The sequence below is a fragment of the Arthrobacter sp. T572 genome, assembly GCF_056780115.1.
Map to the genome: position 1 here is coordinate 2804624 of NZ_JBRAZQ010000002.1, position 19613 is coordinate 2824236.

A 19613-nucleotide genomic window follows, 5' to 3' on the forward strand; every position below is an offset into this window, starting at 1 on the left:
CCACAGTCAAGGCGTCACTCACCAACGGTCTCCGCAGAACGCTGCCTGCTGAGGGCGCCGACGATGATCCGCTCGAGATCCTCCGCCGTGCCAAGATCGTGCGGCCGGACCACGGCGTCCTCGGCGACGTAATAAAACGCCGCGCTGACTTCCCCCAGCGGCACGCCTTTCAGCCTCGCCCATGCAAGCCTGTACACAGCCAACTGGACTGACCGGATGGCCAGTTGTTGGCCCGTGGGGCGGCGTCCCGTCTTCCAGTCGATCAATTGCCACTGGCCGTCCGCATCCTGGAATACGGCGTCGATGCGGCCGCGGACAACGACGTCGCCGATCCTCGTCTCGACGGGAACCTCGATAAAGGCGGGTTCACGGTGGGCCCACTCCGACTTTTTGAACGCGGCCACCATCTGGTCGAGGCCATAGGCCTCATCGATATGGGCGTCCGAGCCCGGGGCCTCGTCAAGGTCCAGCATTCCCGCGGTGCCGAAATACTCTTCCACCCAGGCATGGAACGCGGTACCTTGACGCGCCGACATCCCCGGCTCCCGTGGAACGGGTCGGCGCAACCTTGCGAGCACGCCGGACGGGTCCGCGCCCAGGTCCACGAAGAGCGAGGCAGAGATATGGCTCGGCAGATGTACGTCCTGGCCAAGGTTCCGTCCCCGCTGGCGGTCAAGCAACAAGTCGGCTTCCGCGGACCACTTGCCCGCAATTCCCGGGAGATCTGTTGATGCCGCACCGTTCCCGGGCTGTTCCATGAACTCCCTCACCAGACCAGCGGCACGGTCCATGGCGGCGCGTCGGCCCGGAACAAGCCTCAAGCGGTGACCGGTCCGTGGGTCGATGGGGCCTTCCAAGGGGTCGTAGGGGAATTCCGCGACTTCCAGGACGCTGGTTAGCGGGCTGCTGCCGGGGAGGACGTCCTCTGCGACTGACTGCGGATGCACCACAGCTGCTGATCCCGCCATCCCGGACGGGCGTTCCGCGGTCTCCCCGACACCGGCCAGGGGTGCCAGTTCAGCGAGGAACGGGGACATCCCGGCGATGCCGGCACGTGAACCGTTCCACGCCGCGCTGGAAACCCACAGCACGAATTTGGCCCGGGTGTAGGCCACATATGCAAGACGTCTCTCCTCGGCTTCACCGTGCGCCTGGACATCGGCTTTGAAAACCTTCTCCGCATCCAACCAGCCCTTTTGGTCCGGCTGGTCAGTGTCCCACTGGGGAAGATCAGCCCGGTCACCCCGGAGAGGCCACGGCAAGGCGGCCGCCCCGCTGGTCCAGCGGGAGTCCCTGTTGCTGGGAAAGGAGCCGTCATTGAGCCCCGGCACGAAGACAACATCCCATTCCAGGCCTTTGGAGGCATGGACGGTCAGCAACTGGACGGCTTCGCGGTTGGTCTCCGCCGGCGCCACGTCCAACCCGCCTTCTTCGGACGCTGCAGCTTCCAGCCAGGACAGGAATGCCAGGAGATCGATCCGTTGGGACGTCTGGAGGAACCCGGCAGCCGCGTCCTGGAACGCATCCAGGTTCCGGCGCGCCTGGTGGATGCTGACACCCGGCTTGGCAGCGACTTCAATGTCCAGCAGCATGGAACGTTCGACCTCATTGAGGAGCGTCGTGAGGTCGTCACCGACAAATGTTCGCAGCGTCCGAAGCTCGGCAGCCAAGGACTGCAACCGCGCCAGGGCGATCGGCCCCAGGGTCCTGCCCTGCGCTGACGTCCACCCCGGCTTGGGAAGGAAGTCCAAGGCTTCTACCAGGCTGGACGCGTCCGTGATGTCGCCCTCCACCACGACTGCTGCGTCCTCGGGTTGGTCGGCTGGGGAATCATCGGCGTGGGTTTCGCGCCTGCGCGCGAGGAACCTGGACCAATCATGAAAGGCCATCAGGTCCGCCGGGCCGATCCTCCAGCGGGCACCCGCAAGGAGCCGCATCAAGGAATCTGAACGTCCGGGGTCGGCCAGGACCCTCAGTGTTGCCACCAGGTCCACGACTTCCGGAGTATCGAGGAGTCCCCCCAAACCCACGATTTCGTAGGCGATTCCCTGGAGTTCGAACTCGCGGCGGAGGCTTTCCATCTGGGCACGCCTTCGGCACAGCACAGCCAGGGTCGGCCTAACCGGGGTTCCGTCCTTCTCCTCTTCGAACACGGTTCGTTGATAACGCTGCACATCCCGGGCTATGGCGGAGGCTTCGTCTTCGTCGGTGACAAAGCGACCCATGGATACCACGCCGTCCGTTGCGGCAGGGCTGGGCACGAGAGCTGGCACCCCGCCACCATGAGGACCTGAACCGGCGGGACTTCCCGGGCCGGACGTGGTTGCGACTGCCCGGTTCAAAGGCGCAGCAATCATGTTGGCTGCCGCCAGGATGTTCCTCCCGTTCCGCCATGCAGTGGTCAGATAGGACGTCGGAGCGACGCCGTAGGACACTGTCCCCGTGGTGGGGTCGGCAGTCTTGACCGGAAACTCCTGCACGAAATGGAAGAGCTGGCCGGCGGAAGCACCCCGGAACCCATAGATGGACTGGTTGGGGTCCCCCACCGCTGTCACGGCATGGCCCTGGCCGAAGAGCCGCGAGAACAGCACCAATTGGGCGTGGGACGTGTCCTGGAACTCGTCCAGGAGCACCACTTTGTAGCGCGCGCGTTCGGCTGCGGCCGCAACAGGGATCTCACTGGCAATACGGGCGGCCAGGGCCACGAGGTCACCGAAATCCAGGACGCCACGCTGGCGTTTGGCCTGCTGGTAGCGAACCACCATGTCGGCGACGCTGGCACGTGTCCGCAGCAAGCCCGCGAGATCAAGTGCACCCTGCGTAGGGTTCTTCTTGGCGGTGGCGAGATACGGCAACTGTTCGAAGGTGGCAACGCGGTCCAGCACCCAATCCCGGACCGCGCCGGGATCCTGCAAATGTTCGGCGCATTCTCCGGCGAGTTGGATGACCCCATTGACCAAGGTGGACTTGGCGGCACGGAAATGTTCGAAATCGCCGTCGTAGGCTTCAACTACCTCGCTGGCCAGTTGCCAGGACTGGGCCTGACCCAACAGGACGACATCCTTTTCCACCCCGAGACGCAAACCATAATCGGCGACGATGCCGCTGGCGTAGGAATGGTAGGTGGATACTTTGGGCTCAAGGTCCGTGGCACTTGAAATTCCCTCCGGGAATCCGATGGATCCATCATCTTCAGCGGCGATTCGCTGGAGCGTGGCGAGCTTGGACCTGATACGGGTAGCGAGTTCCCCCGCGGCCTTGCGAGTGAAGGTCACGCCCAGGACTTCCTCGGGACGGACCCATCCATTGGCCACGAGCCACACCACACGGTCCGCCATGGTGGCTGTCTTGCCGGAACCGGCACCGGCGATGACCAGGCGCGGTGTGAGCGGAGAAGCGATGATGCCCGATTGCTCGTCGGTGGGACTGTTCTTTTCACCAAGGATCGCGGCCAGTCCTGCCGGGGAGAACCGGGGCTTCGGCAGGTCTGGTCCGGGTTCCGATGCCAAAGCTCCGTTGAGGTCTGCTCCCTCCAGGAGATCGATCGTCATTCCGTAACCTGCTTTCCTCTTGCACACAGCGGACACACATCAGGCAGGCGGCACCCATGCCCCCCGTGTCCGCCCTTAGCGGGGTCGTGCCGCGCCTCGAACGCCGCACCGGCCATCAGGACGGCCGCTTGGTTGACCAGTTCCGCCGCCCAATTGTCCTTCCCATCCAGCGGGTCCTGCTGCTGGACCGCCGGGCTCTTGGCCTTGGTGCCGAGCTGGGCAAGGACAGCGCCACCAGGTGAACGCCCGGAACCACCGGCTGTGGGGCCGGCGCCGGGCGCTGGTGTATCCGTAACGACGGCGTCCTCGAAAGCTCCCTCAAGCACTGCGGCCTGGTAGGCCCCCAATTGCGGATGCCGTTCCATCTCGGCTTTACCCGGCTGGCTTTTCCCTGTTTTGAGATCGACGATCACCAAACGCCCCTCGGCGTCAATTTCCAGGCGGTCCACCTGGCCGCGAAGAACGGCGCGGCGGCTCGTAACGCCTGTGTGCTCCCCTGCAGGAGGCAACTCAACGTCCGGTAAGTCCACTTGGAAGTCGTGTTCCACAGCCAGCAGGCTACGGCCTTCGCTTCGCATGATCAGGACGTACCGGGCCAACTTGCGGACCATTTGTTCGGCACGTTGGAAGTCGAGTTTTCCTTCCCAATTGTCCTTCATGCCCAGGGAAGGCCACCGCCGGGCCAGCTCAGCGACATACTCCGCCCCCGTTGCCTCCGGCATTTCCTGCGCGATGCCGTGCACCAAGGTTCCCAGGCTTCGGGCGAAGTCCGTTGCAGCCTCACCTCCGGCAGCCTGAACGAACCAGTCGAGCGGTGACTTATGGACGGCTTCAACCTTGGAAGGCGAAACCGGAACCACGCCTCCCGCGGGAATCACCGGTTCCGTGGAACTGAGCGGTGCAAGGCCCCACCACGTATCCGGATGGGCCCCCGGGACGGGGGGCCCGGCTTGTGCCAGACGTGCCAGGATACGTGCTGCCTCGAGCGCAGCATCTGTAGGCCGTCCGGACTGCGGGTCTTCCTCCTGCACGTGCTGCCGGAGTTCGGCCACCAGTGCGCGGAGCGTCATGGGCCTGTCCACTGGCGTGTACTCACGCCTGATGGCTCCGGCAGCGAGGGGGGCGACATAGTCCAGAAAGGCCGACGGCTGCTCATCCTCGGATGAGACGGCCGTGCAGACCAGGACTTCACGGGCGCGCGAGACCGCCGTGGAGAAGCTCCTGAGTTCGTCATAGCGGATGTCACGCAACAGACTCAGAGGCCCCCGCCCCAGCGCGTCATCGACTCCGTGTTCCACGGCATCTGCGAACAAGGTGCTGCCAAGGAGCTCACCCCGCAGCCGGGTGTTGGGCCAGACACCTTCCTGCAGGCCGGCGACGATCACCACGGGCCATTCCCTGCCGGCAGCACTGGCGGGCGTCATGAGCTCGACGCATTCCTCCAGCTGCGCGCGGGCAGCCAGGGTGTCCATGGGCAGTTCCTGGTTCAGCAGGTAGTCCAGGAATTGTTCGGGGCCGGACCCCGGCAACTGGTCCACAAAACGCTCAGCCGTATGGAACAGGGCCATCATGGCATCGAGATCCCGGTCAGCACGCGCCCCGGCGTTCCCGCCATCCACGGCAGCTTCCGCCCAGCGTGAGGAGAGTCCCGTCGCGTCCCACAGCGCCCACAGCACCGACTCGGCGTTGGCGCCCGGTTTGGCCACGGCAGCGGTGCCGGCGGCGATCATGCGCGAGAGACGACGCGCGGAGCTGCCTTCAATTCCGACTGTGGCCAATGCCCCGGGGTGGAGAAGCGCTTCCACCAGCAGCGCGTCGCTGGACCGTCCACCCCCGCCCAGCAGTTCTTCCCTCCGGAGGGACTGGCGGAGGCGGCGCAGCTCGATGGCGGAAGCCCCACCGATCCGGGAGGTCAGCAATGAAACCGCTGCCTCCGGGGTGAGCTTCTCCTGGTCCAGGACCACTTCGAAAACCTGGAGCAAAGGACGGACGGCGACCTCGTCCCGCACAGCGGCATCAGCCACCGGGACCCTGACCGGAATACCCTGGCCGCTCAGGTAACGCTGCAACCGCGAAATCATTCCACCGTTGCGGACAATCACGGCAATGTCTCCCAGGGTGCGGCCATCCCGCAGCTGTGCCTCCAGGATCCGCTGGGCGATGTAGCGCATCTCGTGGACAGCCGATGGCAGCACGTGGCCTTCGACCTGCCCATCCCTGGAGGGCTCTCCGGCACCAGGCGGCGCAATCTTTCCCGGTTCCTGCCGTCCCTCTCCTCCGGGCTGCACTCCGGGGCCCGGACGGGCTTCCGGCCCAGGCTGATCCAGGCGGCGGGCAAGCTGCCCGCCCGAACGCTGCGAGATGCGGGCCGCAACACGGATCCAAGCGTCAGCAATGCCGGGCAAGTGCCGGTGCGTGAAGCTCAGCGGAACCTCCGTGACGCGGCCGTTGACCCCGCCCAGCAAAACGGGGAGCTCGGAAACGAGGTCCGGGCGGGCTCCGCGGAAGCCCTGCACCACAGTGTCCGGCGAATACGTCACGATCGCATCCTTGGCCTCTGCAATGTCCGCCAGGAGTTCAAACACCGCCGGGTTGGACTCCTGGGCATCATCGACCAGGATCAGCTGGAGCCGCTCGCGCTCGGCCGCGAGGAAACCCGGAGCCTCCTGGAAAATCTGCCGGGCGGCCGTGATAATGCCCGCGGGGTCGAAGGCCTCCGGCATCCGCAGGTCCAGGACGTCCCTGTACTCCGTGTAGAGCCGGGCAGCGGCCACCCAGTCCGGGCGTCCGCACTCACGGGCCAGGGCGGCCAGGTCTTCCGCGGTCCGCCCGGACTCGATGATGCGGTCGAACAGGAGACGGATTTCGTGCCTGAATCCCCGGGTGGACAGCGCCGCCGAAAAGTCCTCGGGCCACGGAAGACCGGCTCCCGGACGGGCGTGGCCCTCCAGCAACTCCTTGATGATGAGGTCCTGTTCCGGGCCGGAGAGGAGCTTCGGGGGCCGCGGCAGCGGCAGGATGCCTTCCGCTTTGGCCCGCCTGATGAGATCGAAAGCGTACGACGCCCAGGTGCGGGCCGGCGTCGTACTTAAGCTTCTGTCCAGCCGCCCCGTGAAAGTATCCCGCAGCGCCGCAGCGGCATGCCTGCCGGGAGCCAGGATCAGGATCCGCTCGGGGTCGACTCCGTCCTCGCGGACCCGCCTGACTGCAGATTCGACGAGGACCGTGGACTTTCCGGTGCCGGGAGCGCCAGGCACAAGGAGCGGCCCGCTCCCCTGTACGGCCGACACGACGGCGAGCTGGTCCGGCGAGAGCCGGGGCGCCGCGTAGTGGGTTTCGCGTGGCGGAAGCAGGCGGAGGGCTGCAGATGCCTGGCGGATTCTTGCTGCTGTTGCGGTCACACAGTCATTTCATCATCGGGCACCGACAAAACATGGAGCTGACGCTCCAAGTGGTCCGAGATCACATCCAACCGGTCGAAATCCGCCTCAGTGGGAGCCCATCGGGCTGCGGCGAGGTCCACCCGCCAACGCCCCTCGCCCGTCCGTTGGAATGCCTCGTAGGCGCCATGCAGGGGCGTTGATTCCTGCAGGTAATGCCGCAGCGCCTCGGCTTCATGCCCGGGCGGCGCTTCACCGCTGGCTTTGAGGACGCGCCACCACGCTGCCGAACTGCCGTAGTGGCTCATGACCGACCCGACCTGCCGGGGCCCGCCGGATCCCAGGAGCTCCGCGACGTCCCCATAGGAGACGGCCGCACCGGATGGAACGAGATCCACGACGGCCAGGACAGCCGTCACATATTCCATCCGCATGACTTCAGCGTAGCTGCAGGAGTGTCGTGCCCCATAGTGTCGGGGCCAGCCGGTAGCTTGAAAACATGAGCTCCTGGAACACCCTCCCCCGCGCCGCTTTCGACCTTGAAACCACGGGGAAGAATTCCCGCTCAGCACGCATCGTCACGGCTTCCATCACTGTGGTCGACGCCCACGGTGAACTCGTCCGCGAGCATGAATGGCTGGCAGATCCCGGGGTCGAGATTCCCGCCGAAGCCAGCGAAGTCCACGGCATCACCACGGAAAAAGCGCGGGCCGAAGGCCGGCCTGCGGCGGAGGTCACCCGCGAGGTCGCGGGCGTGCTTCAGGCCCTGTTCGACGACGGCACTCCAGTCATCGCGTTCAACGCCAGTTACGACTTCACTGTCCTTGCCGCCGAATCGGCACGCCATGGTGTCCCCCAGTTGAGCCGGTTCCCGGTCCTGGATCCATACGTCATGAACAAGCAGGTGGACAGGTACCGCAAGGGCAAGCGCACGCTCACGGCACTTTGCGAGGAGTATGGGATAACCCTGGACAACGCCCATACGTCTGCGGCGGACGCCCTGGCAACGCTGCGTGTCCTCGATGCCATGGCGGGCAAGTTCCCCAAACTCCACATGCCGGCTTCCACGCTGCACGGATTGCAGGTGGACTGGGCAGCCACGCAGGCAGCCGACTTCCAGCAGTACCTGAGGCGAAGCAAGCCCACTGCCGTCATTGAGGGAGAATGGCCTGTACTGCCTCCGGAAGACGCCAGCCGGGGCGGTTTCTAGACGCCAGTACTACCTATTGCGATGCAAGTCACAACTTTTCCGGTATCTACTGCGCGGCCCCGAGCCGTGTGGGGATTCATGACTGGACTCGTGAAGCGGAACACTCTCGGCCACTGAGGCCACAACACAGTCCATACATTCGATCAAATTGAGTTTGAGCACTCATTTCTTCGATTCGACCCGGCCTGCAACGCTGGTGACATAATTAAGTTTGGCGGGTCGAAGTCTGCTACGGCGGCTGAAGCCTTTGCTTGCTGCCCTGTTTTCCCCGCCCACCGCATACGTCTGACGTGACCCTCGATGAAAGTGATTTCTTCATGAAATTCAAAGCCCCCAAGTGGCTTGCTGCCGCTCCGGTAGCCGCAGCCCTGGTTATCTCCCTGGCCGCGTGCGGCGGTGGAAGCCCGGAGCCCGGCAGCTCGCCCACCGACGCGCTTGCAGGCAGCGACCAGCAGACGCTGGACAAGTACACCACCGCGGATGTCACTGCCCTGGACCAGATCGACAAGTCCAAGCTTGGCCTGATCACTGACGGCACGCTGCGTGTTGGAACCCTCTCCGATGCCCCGCCGAACATCTTCATCGATCCGTCCGGCAAGTTCACCGGCTACGACAACGAACTCCTGCGCGCCATCGGCGACAAGCTGGGCCTCAAGGTCGAGTTCGCCTCCACCGACTTCTCCGCTTTGCTCTCCCAGGTTGCAAACAAGCAGTTCGACGTCGGATCTTCCTCGATCTCCACCACGGACGCGCGCCGCAAGACGGTCGGCTTCACCAACGGCTACGACTTCGGCTACATGGCAGTGGTCACCAAGACCGACGCCAAGGTCGCCGGCTTCGCCGACCTCAAGGAGGGCGTCCGCATCGGCGTCGTCCAGGGCACCGTGCAGGACGACTACGTCACCAACACCCTGGGCCTCGAACCGGTCCGCTTCCCGGACTACAACACGGTCTACGGCAACGTGAAGAACGGCCAGATCGACGCTTGGGTAGCTCCGTCCCAGCAGGCCGACGGCCAGGTCAAGGAAGGCGACAACACCAAGATCGCCGAAAAGGTCGTCAACACCCAGAACTTCACCGCCTACGCCGTGAACAAGGACAACCAGGCCCTCATTGACGCGCTGAACGCCGGCCTGGACGCCGTCATCGCGGACGGCACGTGGACCAAGCTGACCAGCGAGTGGTACAAGGACCGTCCGACCGCTGCCGAGCAGACCCCGCAGGGCTGGAAGCCGGGCAGCAAGGCCGTCCAGCTCCCGGCCAAGTAATCCGGGGGTTCCATGGATATCCTCAAGCAACTCGCAGACACCTTCCTTGACTGGGAGGCGATGGGCGAAGTCATTCCCAAGATGTTCGCCGTGGGCCTGCCGAACACGATCGTGCTCGCGGTCATTTCGGGCATCATCGGGACACTGCTGGGCATGGCCCTCGCCCTGATGGGGATCTCCCGGAACCCTGTGGCGCGGTGGATTGCCCGTGTTTACACGGACATCCTCCGCGGCCTTCCCCCGGTACTGACCATCCTGGTGATCGGGTTCGGTTTCGGCCCGATCATCCGGGAACTGACGGGCTCCACCAGCCCGTATCCCATGGCCATTGCCGCGCTGTCCCTGATGTCGGGTGCCTACATCGGCGAAATTTTCCGGTCCGGCATCCAGAGCGTGGACAAGGGCCAGCTGGAAGCCTCCCGGGCCCTGGGGTTCGGCTACGGCGCATCCATGCGCCTGGTGGTTGTTCCCCAGGGTGTCCGAAGGGTGCTGCCGGCGCTGGTTAACCAGTTCATCGCGCTCATCAAGGAGTCGTCGCTGGTGTTCCTCCTGGGCCTCCTGGCGACGGAACGCGAGATCTTCCAGATCGGCAAGGACGCTGCAGCCAACACGGGCAACCTGTCTCCCTATGTGGCCGCAGCTGTGTTCTACCTTGTCCTGACGATCCCGCTCACCCACTTCGTCAACTGGATCGACGCACGCCTCCGTTCGGGCCGGCCCGAGAAGAAAGAGCCTGACGACGCCGCCGCGGTCGTAGGAAAGGGAGCCCAAGCATGACCGAGTTCGCATCCGGAACGCTGACCGCCAGGAACATCCATTTGTCCTTTGGCAGCAACCATGTTCTGCGCGGCATTGATCTGCACGTGGAAAAAGGCACAACGGCCTCGGTTATCGGCCCTTCCGGTTCCGGTAAGTCCACCCTGCTGCGCGTGATGAACCGCCTGATCGAACCTGACCAGGGCGACATCCTGCTGGACGGCCGGTCGGTGCTGAAGGACAATCCGGATGAGCTCCGCCGCCGGATTGGCATGGTGTTCCAGCAGTTCAACTTGTTCCCGCACAAAACGGTGGCGGAGAACATCACCCTGGCCTTGCGCAAGCTCCGCGGCATGTCCAAGGATGAGGCTCGCGCGGAAGCCTTGGATCAGTTGGACCTCGTGGGCCTGAAGCACAAGGCCGATTCGCGTCCGGCCAACCTGTCCGGCGGTCAACAGCAGCGTGTGGCCATTGCCCGTGCCCTGGCCATGAAGCCGGAGGTCATGTTCTTTGACGAGGCAACCTCTGCATTGGATCCGGAGTTGGTCAAGGGCGTTCTTGCCCTCATGGCAGACCTGGCCAGGGGCGGCATGACCATGGTGGTGGTGACGCACGAGATGGGCTTCTCCAGGAACGTTTCCGACAAAGTCACGTTCATGGATGCCGGCGTGGTTGTTGAGTCGGGACCACCCGAGCAGTTGTTCACCAACCCGCAGACGGAACGTCTTCAGGGATTCCTTTCGGACGTTCTCTAGCCGGACGTTCCCCAGCACTGAACCAGCAGACCCCGCTTCCATGACCGCAAGGGATGGAGGCGGGGTTTTTCTGCCTGGTCCTGCCGGCTATTGCCCGGTTTTCACCCTGATGACAGTCAGCGCCGCGGCATCGATTCTGGCACGGAACGCCGGGTCCTTCCCGGCCTTGTCCAGGACCGCCCCGTACATGGCCGGAATGCTGGTGGGATCGGCGCACACCAGCATGGTGCCACCCGCGCCGAAGAAGTTAAGCGCGCGGTCAGCGTCGGTCCACGGCTCCAGTTGCGCGGCACTGCAGACGTCGTCGGACAGAATAATGCCCGTAAAGCCTGCGTCCTGCCGCAGCATGGATTCCATGACGACCGGCGAGAAGGGCGCAATGGCTGCGGGGTCGATCTTGTCGTAATAGGCATTCGAAACCATGACCCAATCCGCCCCGTTCCTGATGGCTGCGTTGAAGGGTTCCAGCGCAGGATCGTTGCGGGTGGTGGCAGTGTCCCGGACATCCCTGCTGACGTCCGTGTTGGGGACTACCTTGCCAAGCCCCGGGTAGTGTTTGACCACCGGATCCACGCCGGCGTCCTGCATTCCCTGGGCAAAGGCGTTGCCCAGGGAAGAGACCTGGGCCGGGGTGTAGCCATATTCGCGCTGGAACCGGCCGATGGGTGCATTCGATGGTGCGAAGTCGGGACTGGTCACCGTATCCAGGACGGGTGCAAGGTTGACGTTGATTCCGGCAGACACGAGCTCCTTGCCCCATAGTGCGGCATTCGCCCTGAGCTTGGCAGGACCGGCCTGGGCCTGCTCCACGGCCGTAGGGATGGTTGAAAACCCGGGACCCGACAGGACCTGCACATAGCCACCCTCCTGGTCGGTGGCCACGAAGAGCGGAAGTCCGCCGGTGGTCTCCGGCGAGACCGTAGCGGTCAGGGAGGCAACAACGTCGGCGGTAGCTGCCGCGCCGGCCTTGCTTCGACCGCTGAGGTACACGTTGCCCGCGTGATAGCTCTTCAACGCCTCCAGGGTGCCAGGCTCGGCGCCGGTGGCCTTCGCTGCGACCATGAAGAGTTGTCCCACACGTTGTTCGAGGCTGAGCCTGGCCAACTGTTCCTCCGCCGGTGTCGCGGCAGCAGGCGGGGCCGTGGAGGCCGCCGGCGGAGACCCTGTCCCGGCTTGCGGGGTGGCCGGGGCCGGAGGCGTAACGGTGGCGGCCGTCGGCGTTGACGTGGCGTTTCCGGAGGGCGTCGGACCCGGTGCGCCAGTGCCGCCGGAACAACCCCCGACCATCAGGACAAGGGCTCCGGCGGCCACCAACTTCAGACGGGAGAATGCTGCTGGCTGGGACGTGCGCATGGCAAACCGTGAATTCGTTGGGGGTGGGTTTCCATGTACGAGCCTACCCAAGAATCCGGTCGTATTCCTCTCCGGGGTAACTCACGAGCCTGCCGCTGCCGGACGAATCATGCGCTTGCAGCTGCTGCCGCCTTCGCTGCGGCCGGCAAGGCATCGATAATGCGGCCCATGGCAGCGTCATCATGTGCTGCCGAGAGGAACCACGCTTCAAACACGGACGGCGGAAGGTAGACGCCGGAGTCGAGCATTGAGTGGAAGAACGGGGCGTACCGGAAGGCTTCCTGTCCTTGAGCGTCCGCATAGTTGTTGACGCCGTTGGCCGACGTGCCGAACGCCATTGAGAACAGGTTGCCTGCCCGCTGGATGGAGTGGTCCACTCCTTCTGCGTCCAGGGCTGCGGACAGCGCGGAGGAGAGCTCCAGTGAACGCGCGTCCACGTGGGCGTAGACCTCCGGCGTGGCGTGCGTCAGCGTGGCCACACCTGCTGCCATGGCCACCGGGTTTCCGGACAGCGTCCCCGCCTGGTAGACGGGTCCCACCGGAGCAAGGTAATCCATGACATCCGCCCGGCCACCCAGTGCCGCCGTCGGCATTCCGCCTCCGATGACCTTGCCGAAGGTGAGCAGGTCCGGCACCCACCCCTCGTGCTGCCCGGTGAGGCCCCAGTAGCCGGCGTAGCCGGTGCGGAACCCGGTCAGGACTTCGTCCACGATCAACAAGGAGCCGTACTCTTTGGTGATCCGGGACAGCCCGGCGTTGAAGCCATCCTTGGGGGTTACCACGCCCATGTTGGCAGGGGCTGCCTCCGTGATCACTGCTGCGATGTTGCTGCCGTGGGCTGCGAAGGCTTCCTCGACGGCAGCGAGGTCGTTGTAGGGAAGAACCAGGGTTTCCGCAGCGGTGGCTTCAGTGACGCCCGCCGATCCGGGAAGGGCCAGCGTTGCCACGCCGGACCCGGCAGACGCCAGCAGTCCGTCCAGGTGTCCGTGGTAGCAGCCCGCAAACTTGATGATGAGGTTGCGTCCTGTGAAGCCGCGGGCGAGGCGTACGGCGGTCATGGTCGCTTCCGTGCCCGTGGACACCATGCGGAGGCGCTCCACGGCTGAAACCCGCTCCTTGACGATCGCGGCAAGGTTGGCTTCGTCCGGAGTGGAAGCACCGAAGGACAGGCCGCGGTCCACTGCGGCGTGGACTGCATCCAGTACTGCCGGGTGGGCATGTCCAAGAAGCGCGGGACCCCAGGAGCACACGAGGTCCACGTATTCCCGGCCATCGGCATCGGTGAGGTAGGCCCCCTTGGCCGAGACCATGAACTTGGGGTTTCCGCCCACTGAACCGAAGGCGCGCACCGGGGAGTTCACGCCGCCGGGCATCAGGGACCTGGCGCGGTCGAACAGCTGGTCGGACACAGGGGTGTTTGAAGTCATGGTTCCTATTCTCTCAGTCTTTGGCGGCAGCTTCCGGGGAAGCGCCAGGGGTGCGCAGGGCTTACGGGGCCTCGGCCAGCAGTTGCGCAACCCGGGGTGCCACTTCGGTTCCGTACAGTTCGATGCAACGCATCATGGAGCCGTGCGGCAGGGTTCCATTGCTGTATTTGAGGTCGAAGCGGTCGACGCCGAGGTTGCGTTTGAGCAGCACGATCTTCCGGGCAACCGTTTCCGGAGATCCCACATAGAGCGCGCCTTCGGGGCCGCACATGGCCTCAAACTCGCTCCGGTTGCCCGGCCCCCAGCCACGTTCGGCACCGATCCGGTTGCGCTGTTCGAGCCAGTGCGGGAAGAGCTCCTCGCGGGCGGCCTCGTCCGTGTCCGCGATGTACCCCGGAGAATGCGTGGCAATCTGCTGCATGGGATGCCCGTATTTGGCCATGGCGTCCCGGTACAGCTTGACGAGCGGGCCAAAACGCCGGGGTTCGCCACCGATGATCGCAAAAATGATGGGGTAGCCGTACTCCGCGCACCGCAGCACGGACTCGGGCGTTCCGCCCACGCCAATCCAGGCGGGCAGCAGGTGGTGCTGCAGGTGCGGGTACACCTGCAGGCCGTTGATGCCCGGCCGGGTCCGGCCTTCCCAGTGGATGGGCTTCTGGGCGCGTGCCTGGTCGAAGAGTGCGAGCTTCTCCTCGAACAGGACCTCGTAGTCCGCGAGGTCCAGCCCGAACAAAGGAAAGGACTCGATGAACGAACCACGGCCCAGCATGACTTCGGCGCGGCCATTGGCTATGGCATCCACTGTGGCGAACCGCTGGAAGACACGGATGGGATCGTCCGAGCTGAGGACAGTAACGGCAGAGCCCAAGCGGATCCGGGATGTCACCGCCGCGGCGGCCGCCAGGAACACCTCGGGGGCAGACACGGCGAAATCGCGGCGGTGGTGCTCCCCCACGCCGAATGCATGGATTCCGACGGCGTCAGCCAGCTTTGCTTCCTCCAGCAGCTCACGCAGGACCCGGGCATGGTCCTTCGGGTTGCCGTCGGCGTCCACGCCGGCATCACCGAACGTGTTGAGTCCAAGCAGGATGCGGTCGCCCGGCACGGGGGCGGTGGGGTCGGCGGGGACGGGGTTCATCAGGACTCCTTCAGCCAGCCTGCCAGCTCGGAGGCCCAGTAGGTGAGGATGTTGTCAGCACCGGCACGCTTGATGCCGAGGACCGACTCGGTGATGGCACCGCGCCGGTCGATCCACCCGTTGGCGGCGGCAGCTTCGATCATGGCGTATTCCCCGGAGATTTGGTAGGCCGAAACCGGCACCGGGCTCATGGCCGCTACGTCCGCAAGAATATCCAGGTAGCTCATGGCAGGTTTGACCATGACCATGTCTGCGCCTTCTTCGAGGTCCAGCTCCACTTCCAGGATGGCTTCCCGGCGATTGGCGGCGTCCATCTGGTAGGTACGGCGGTCGCCTTTGAGCTGGGAGTCAACAGCCTCCCGGAACGGCCCGTAGAACGCCGACGCGTACTTGGCCGCATAGGCCAGGACGGCGGTGTTCTTGTGGCCGGCGTCCTCCAGCGCCTGCCGGATCACGGCGATCTGGCCATCCATCATTCCCGAGGGTCCGAGCACATGCGCGCCGGCGTCCGCCTGGGCCACAGCCATCCGGGCGTAGATTTCCAGCGTGGCGTCATTGTCCACGTACCCGTCGGCATCAAGCACGCCGCAATGGCCGTGGTCGGTGAACTCGTCCAGGCATACGTCGCTCATGACCACCAGGGCGTCGCCCACCTCGGACCGGACATCGCGGATCGCTTTGTTCAGGACCCCGTCAGGGTCCAGGGAAGCGGTACCGCGGGCGTCCCGGACCTGGGGCACACCGAACAGCATGATGCCGCCGACGCCAAGTTCCACTGCTTCAGCGGCAGCACGTTTGAGGGTGTCGGTGGTGTGCTGCACCACACCCGGCATGGAGGTGATGGGGCTTGGCTCCGTCAGTCCTTCCCGGATGAAGGCCGGAAGGATCAGGTCGGCCGGGGCAAGGCGGTTCTCTGCGGTGAGCTTGCGCAGGGCCGGTGTGGTGCGAAGGCGGCGGGGCCGGTGGTTTGGAAAGCTCATGCTGGGTTCCCTTCATTGGCTAGAACTGTTGCGAGGGCGTCTGCGATGCCCTCTGGAGTCGGCTCCCGGGCGACCGCAGCAACGGCGATCCCCAGCGCGGCGGCTTCTTCCGCCGTCGGACGCCCGATCGCTACGAAACGGCAGGTGCCCAATGGCAGCAGGGTCGCAGCTATCCGCCGGGCGGCGCTCGGCGAGGCGGCAACCACGGCATCCAGTGCCTGGTCCGCCAGCGCGGCGCGGACGTCTTCCGGGCTTGGCTCGGTGATGGGCGCGTCAGCGGAACCCACGACGGCGGACCCCGGCGGGGCGTCGACCCGCAGTTCCGGCCGGGCCGGGTAATCGACCGTGTGGTAAGCCGTCACGGCGGTGACGCTTGCGCCAAGGACCGTCAGCCCGTCCCGAAGCGCGGGAGCGGCGATATCAGCTTGGGGCAGGAAGACACGTCCTGCAGGTTGCTCTGCAGCAGCCCACTCTGCCAGGAGCCCTTCTGCGGACTGGGAACCCGACGGAGCCAGTGCGACCGTGAGGCCCAGCGCTTCAAGGGCCTGGCGCGATGCCGCACCCACCACGGCGATGCGGGTTCCGGAAGGAACCAACGCGGCGGGCTCAACCCCACGTTCAGCTGCCTTCCCCAGCAGGGCGCGGATGGTGGTGATGCTGGTGATCACCATCCAGTCAAATTCGCCATGGGCCAGTTTGTCCAAGGCCAGGTCGAGGGGTGCTTGGTCCCGGGCGCGCTCAAAGTCGATGAGGGGAAGGATCCAGGGTTCCGCGCCAAGGCCGGCCAGGAGGGAAGCAAGCGGCCTGGCGCGGTCGGCACTCCTGGTAATCAGGATGCGCCGGCCGGCCAGGCCTGCATGCTGCGGCAGCTCAGGACGCTGCAAGATCGGCAATCTCCGCCGCACCGGCAGCGAGGAGGAGTTCTGCGACCTCGATACCCAGCAGGGTGGCGCCTACCTCGGTCAAGCCGTCGGTTGCTTTCTTTTCCCGGACTGTTTTTGTGCCGTCAACTGCGCACACCACGGCTTCGAGATGGAGCATGCTTCCCTTACGGTAGGCATAGGCGCCTACGGGGGCAGCGCAGCCGGCTTCCAGCCTCGCCAGAACTGCCCGCTCCGCGGTGACCGCAAGCCGGGTGTCGTCGTCGTTGAGTGCGGCCAAGGCCTGGGCCAGCACGACGTTGCCGCCGTCGGCCGAGCCCTCGCGTTGCGGGGCATCGGCGGTACGGCATTCAATGGCCAGCGCACCCTGTCCGGGAGCCGGCAGCATCACCGAGGTGTCAAAGAATTCCGTGACGGTGTCCAGGCGGTCCATGCGTTCCAGCCCTGCGGCGGCGAGCACCACGGCGTCGAGGTCGTTGGACTTGCCTTCCACAACATCGACCACGGTGTTGCCAGGCAGGCCCGGGACCCTGTTGAGGCGGGTGTCCACGTTTCCGCGGATATCCAATACTTCAATGTCCGGACGCGCTGCACGCAGCTGGGCCGCGCGTCGGGGCGAGCCTGTGCCTACCTTTGCGCCACCGGGCAGTTCGGCCAACGTCAGCCCGTCCCGCGCGCAAAGGACGTCCCGCACATCCACGCGCTGAGGCGTGGCGGCGATGCTCAGGCCAAGGGCAGGCCCGGTGGGCAGGTCCTTGAGGGAATGCACGGCGACGTCGCAGTTTTCCACCAGCAGGGCATCCCGCAGCGCAGCCACGAAGACTCCGGTGCCACCCATCTGGGACAGCGATCCCGTCTTCACATCGCCCTCGGTGCGGATGTGGACCAGTTCCACGGGGAAGCCACCCACAGCGGCCAACCGGTCGGCTGTCTGCTGGGTCTGGGTCAGCGCGAGCTTGCTGGCCCGCGTGCCGATCCTTACGGTCACTTGGTGGCCTCCGCGGCAGGGTAGGCGTCGTGCGAGGTTCCGGTGGTGGAACCAACCTCCGAAATGACGGGCTTGGCCCCACGGAAGTTTTCGCAGCAGTTGGGCCGGCAGACGTCGTACCAGGGCCCCAGTCCCGTCAGGTGCGGGCGGTCGGCGATGTTGTTCTCCACCGTGCGTTCGCAGATCAGGTCCACCAGGCCGGACACAAAGGCAGCGTGGGTTCCCGGCGTGGGAACGCGGGTGGCCTCGATGCCGAGGTTGCTGCAGGTTTCCAGGGCTTCGGTGTCCAGGTCCCAGGCAACTTCCATGTGGTCGCTGACAAAGCCGAGCGGCACGATGACGACGCCTTTGACGCCGGTGGGGGCGATCTCCTCGAGGTGGTCGTTGATGTCTGGCTCGAGCCACGGAATGTGCGGTGCCCCCGAGCGCGACTGGTACACAAGGTCCCAGGCCACGTTCGGTGCCACGGCATCCATGATGGCCTGGGCGTTGGCAAGGTGCTGGGCCGCGTAGGCGGAGCCCTCGGCAAAGTCCCGCGGTTCGTCGTCGGACCTGCCGGCAGCTTCGGCATCCCGCGTGGGGATGGAGTGGGTGGCAAAAAGCACGCGGATGACCGAATCCGGATCGGCTTCCCCGGCAGCGGCGAGCTTGGTGCGGATCTCTTCCAGGCCCGCAGCCGTGCCCTCGAGGAACGGCTGCACCACGCCGGGGTGGTCGAAGTACTGGCGGATCTTGTCCACCTGGAGCTTGCCGTCGAGGCCCGTTTCCGTCAGCGCGACGCCGATGTCCTCGCGGTATTGGCGGCAGCTGGAGTAACAGGAGTAGATGCTGGTGGTGAGCATCAGGATCCGGCGGTGGCCGGCGTCGTAAGCATCCTGCAGGACCGGAGCGATGTAGGGGTCCCAGTTCCGGTTTCCCCACAGCACCGGCAGCCCGATGCCGCGCTTGGCGAGTTCGGCCTCGATGGCGGCCTTGAGCTCCCGGTTTTGCTGGTTGATGGGGCTGATGCCGCCGAACGCCCGGTAGTGGTGGGAGACCTCTTCGAGCCGCTCGTCCGGGATTCCACGGCCGCGGGTGACGTTGCGCAGGAAGGGGATGACGTCTTCCTGGCCCTCGGGACCGCCGAAGGAGGCCAGGAGGACGGCGTCATAGTTCTGCGGCTCCTGGCGCCCACGCTCCGTCACGGCGTTGGGTTCGGTGGAGACAAGGAGTTCACTCATGCCAGGACCTCGGCGATCTCGGCGGCCGAGATGCGGCGGCCGGTGTAGAAGGGAATTTCTTCACGGACGTGGTGGCGGGCCTCGGTGGCGCGGAGGTGGCGCATCAGGTCAACGAGGTCCACCAGCTCAGGTGCTTCAAGGCCAAGGATCCATTCCCAGTCACCCAGGGCGAAGGATGAGACGGTGTTGGAGATGACCTGGGGAAATTCACGGCCCAGGAGCCCGTGGTCCCGCAGCATCTTGCCGCGTTCCTCGGACGGCAGGAGGTACCACTCGTAGGAGCGGACGAACGGGTAGACGCAAAGCCAGGTGCTGGGTTCCACACCGCGTGCGTAGGCGGGGACGTGGCTCTTGGCGAATTCGGCCTCGCGGTGCACACCCATGGCGGACCATACGATCCCAGTGCCCGCAAACAGTGCGCTGCGGCGGATGTCCCGCACGGCGGACTGCAGGTCTTCCGGCTTGGCACCGTGGAGCCACACCATGACGTCGGCGTCCGAGCGCATGGCCGAGACGTCGTAGCTGCCCCTGAGGATCACGCCGTTCGCAGCGAGCTTCCCGACCAGGGTCTCGAATTCCTCGACAGCGTCGTCGCTGCGCAGGACGTCGGCCGAGCGCTTGAAGACCGTCCACAGCGTGTAGAACTGTTCCTCGGTTCCAGCAGTTTTAGTGACAGATTCGGCAGAAGTGTGGCTCATGGTTC

Annotated in this window: 15 protein-coding genes; 4 read left to right on the forward strand and 11 right to left on the reverse strand. The window is 65.3% G+C overall.

Going from position 1 to position 19613, the window contains the following annotated elements:
- Positions 1–14: 14 nt before the first annotated feature.
- From ACUYMZ_RS14145 to ACUYMZ_RS14155, 3 genes are read right to left on the reverse strand one after another with little or no spacing between them, the layout of a single operon-like run.
- The gene (locus ACUYMZ_RS14145) at positions 15–3551 is read right to left on the reverse strand and encodes an ATP-dependent helicase (RefSeq protein ID WP_481603968.1); all 3537 of its coding nucleotides are present in this window, start codon (positions 3549–3551) and stop codon (positions 15–17) included.
- Complete coding sequence (locus tag ACUYMZ_RS14150) at positions 3548–6952, reverse strand: ATP-dependent helicase (RefSeq protein ID WP_481603970.1); 3405 nt, start codon at positions 6950–6952, stop codon at positions 3548–3550. Before ACUYMZ_RS14150 ends, ACUYMZ_RS14145 begins: the two co-directional genes overlap by 4 nt.
- On the reverse strand, positions 6949–7365 hold the full coding sequence (locus tag ACUYMZ_RS14155; RefSeq protein ID WP_442424787.1) for an MGMT family protein: 417 nt from the start codon (positions 7363–7365) through the stop codon (positions 6949–6951). The genes ACUYMZ_RS14150 and ACUYMZ_RS14155 overlap by 4 nt, the downstream gene beginning before the upstream one ends.
- A 65-nt stretch (positions 7366–7430) precedes the next feature.
- On the opposite strand from ACUYMZ_RS14155, the gene ACUYMZ_RS14160 reads away from it, so the two are divergent.
- The 4 genes from ACUYMZ_RS14160 (at position 7431) to ACUYMZ_RS14175 (ending at position 10920) form a co-directional block, all read left to right on the forward strand.
- On the forward strand, positions 7431–8141 hold the full coding sequence (locus ACUYMZ_RS14160) for a 3'-5' exonuclease (RefSeq protein ID WP_426003389.1): 711 nt from the start codon (positions 7431–7433) through the stop codon (positions 8139–8141).
- A gap of 317 nt (positions 8142–8458) precedes the next feature.
- Positions 8459–9409 carry an ABC transporter substrate-binding protein gene (locus ACUYMZ_RS14165; protein ID WP_442424785.1) on the forward strand — a complete coding sequence of 317 codons (951 nt, stop codon included), beginning with the start codon at positions 8459–8461 and terminating at the stop codon, positions 9407–9409.
- A gap of 12 nt (positions 9410–9421) precedes the next feature.
- Positions 9422–10186, forward strand: a complete 765-nt coding sequence (locus tag ACUYMZ_RS14170; protein WP_426003392.1) for an amino acid ABC transporter permease — start codon at positions 9422–9424, stop codon at positions 10184–10186.
- Entirely contained in the window at positions 10183–10920 is a 738-nt protein-coding gene (locus ACUYMZ_RS14175; protein WP_426003394.1) for an amino acid ABC transporter ATP-binding protein, read from the forward strand. The genes ACUYMZ_RS14170 and ACUYMZ_RS14175 overlap by 4 nt, the downstream gene beginning before the upstream one ends.
- Positions 10921–11007: 87 nt before the next feature.
- Here ACUYMZ_RS14175 and ACUYMZ_RS14180 read toward each other — a convergent pair whose 3' ends face one another.
- From ACUYMZ_RS14180 to hemQ, 8 genes are all read right to left on the reverse strand, one after another.
- Positions 11008–12273 (reverse strand): glycoside hydrolase family 3 N-terminal domain-containing protein, encoded by a 1266-nt coding sequence (locus tag ACUYMZ_RS14180; protein WP_481603974.1) that lies wholly within the window; start codon positions 12271–12273, stop codon positions 11008–11010.
- 107 nt (positions 12274–12380) lie between these two features.
- On the reverse strand, positions 12381–13700 hold the full coding sequence (gene hemL, locus ACUYMZ_RS14185) for a glutamate-1-semialdehyde 2,1-aminomutase (protein ID WP_481603976.1): 1320 nt from the start codon (positions 13698–13700) through the stop codon (positions 12381–12383).
- 61 nt (positions 13701–13761) lie between these two features.
- Positions 13762–14841 carry an LLM class flavin-dependent oxidoreductase gene (locus tag ACUYMZ_RS14190; protein WP_481603978.1) on the reverse strand — a complete coding sequence of 360 codons (1080 nt, stop codon included), beginning with the start codon at positions 14839–14841 and terminating at the stop codon, positions 13762–13764.
- On the reverse strand, positions 14841–15821 hold the full coding sequence (gene hemB / locus ACUYMZ_RS14195) for a porphobilinogen synthase (protein ID WP_481603980.1): 981 nt from the start codon (positions 15819–15821) through the stop codon (positions 14841–14843). The genes ACUYMZ_RS14190 and hemB overlap by 1 nt, the downstream gene beginning before the upstream one ends.
- A complete protein-coding gene (locus ACUYMZ_RS14200; RefSeq protein ID WP_481603982.1) occupies positions 15818–16705 on the reverse strand; it encodes a uroporphyrinogen-III synthase in 888 nt (295 codons plus the stop codon). Before ACUYMZ_RS14200 ends, hemB begins: the two co-directional genes overlap by 4 nt.
- Positions 16692–17690: a hydroxymethylbilane synthase gene (gene hemC, locus ACUYMZ_RS14205; protein ID WP_481603984.1), complete on the reverse strand. Its 999-nt coding sequence runs from the start codon at positions 17688–17690 to the stop codon at positions 16692–16694. The genes ACUYMZ_RS14200 and hemC overlap by 14 nt, the downstream gene beginning before the upstream one ends.
- Entirely contained in the window at positions 17687–18910 is a 1224-nt protein-coding gene (locus ACUYMZ_RS14210) for a ferrochelatase (RefSeq protein WP_481603986.1), read from the reverse strand. The genes hemC and ACUYMZ_RS14210 overlap by 4 nt, the downstream gene beginning before the upstream one ends.
- Positions 18907–19608 (reverse strand): hydrogen peroxide-dependent heme synthase, encoded by a 702-nt coding sequence (gene hemQ, locus ACUYMZ_RS14215; RefSeq protein ID WP_426003405.1) that lies wholly within the window; start codon positions 19606–19608, stop codon positions 18907–18909. The genes ACUYMZ_RS14210 and hemQ overlap by 4 nt, the downstream gene beginning before the upstream one ends.
- Between the last annotated feature and the right edge of the window lie 5 nt (positions 19609–19613).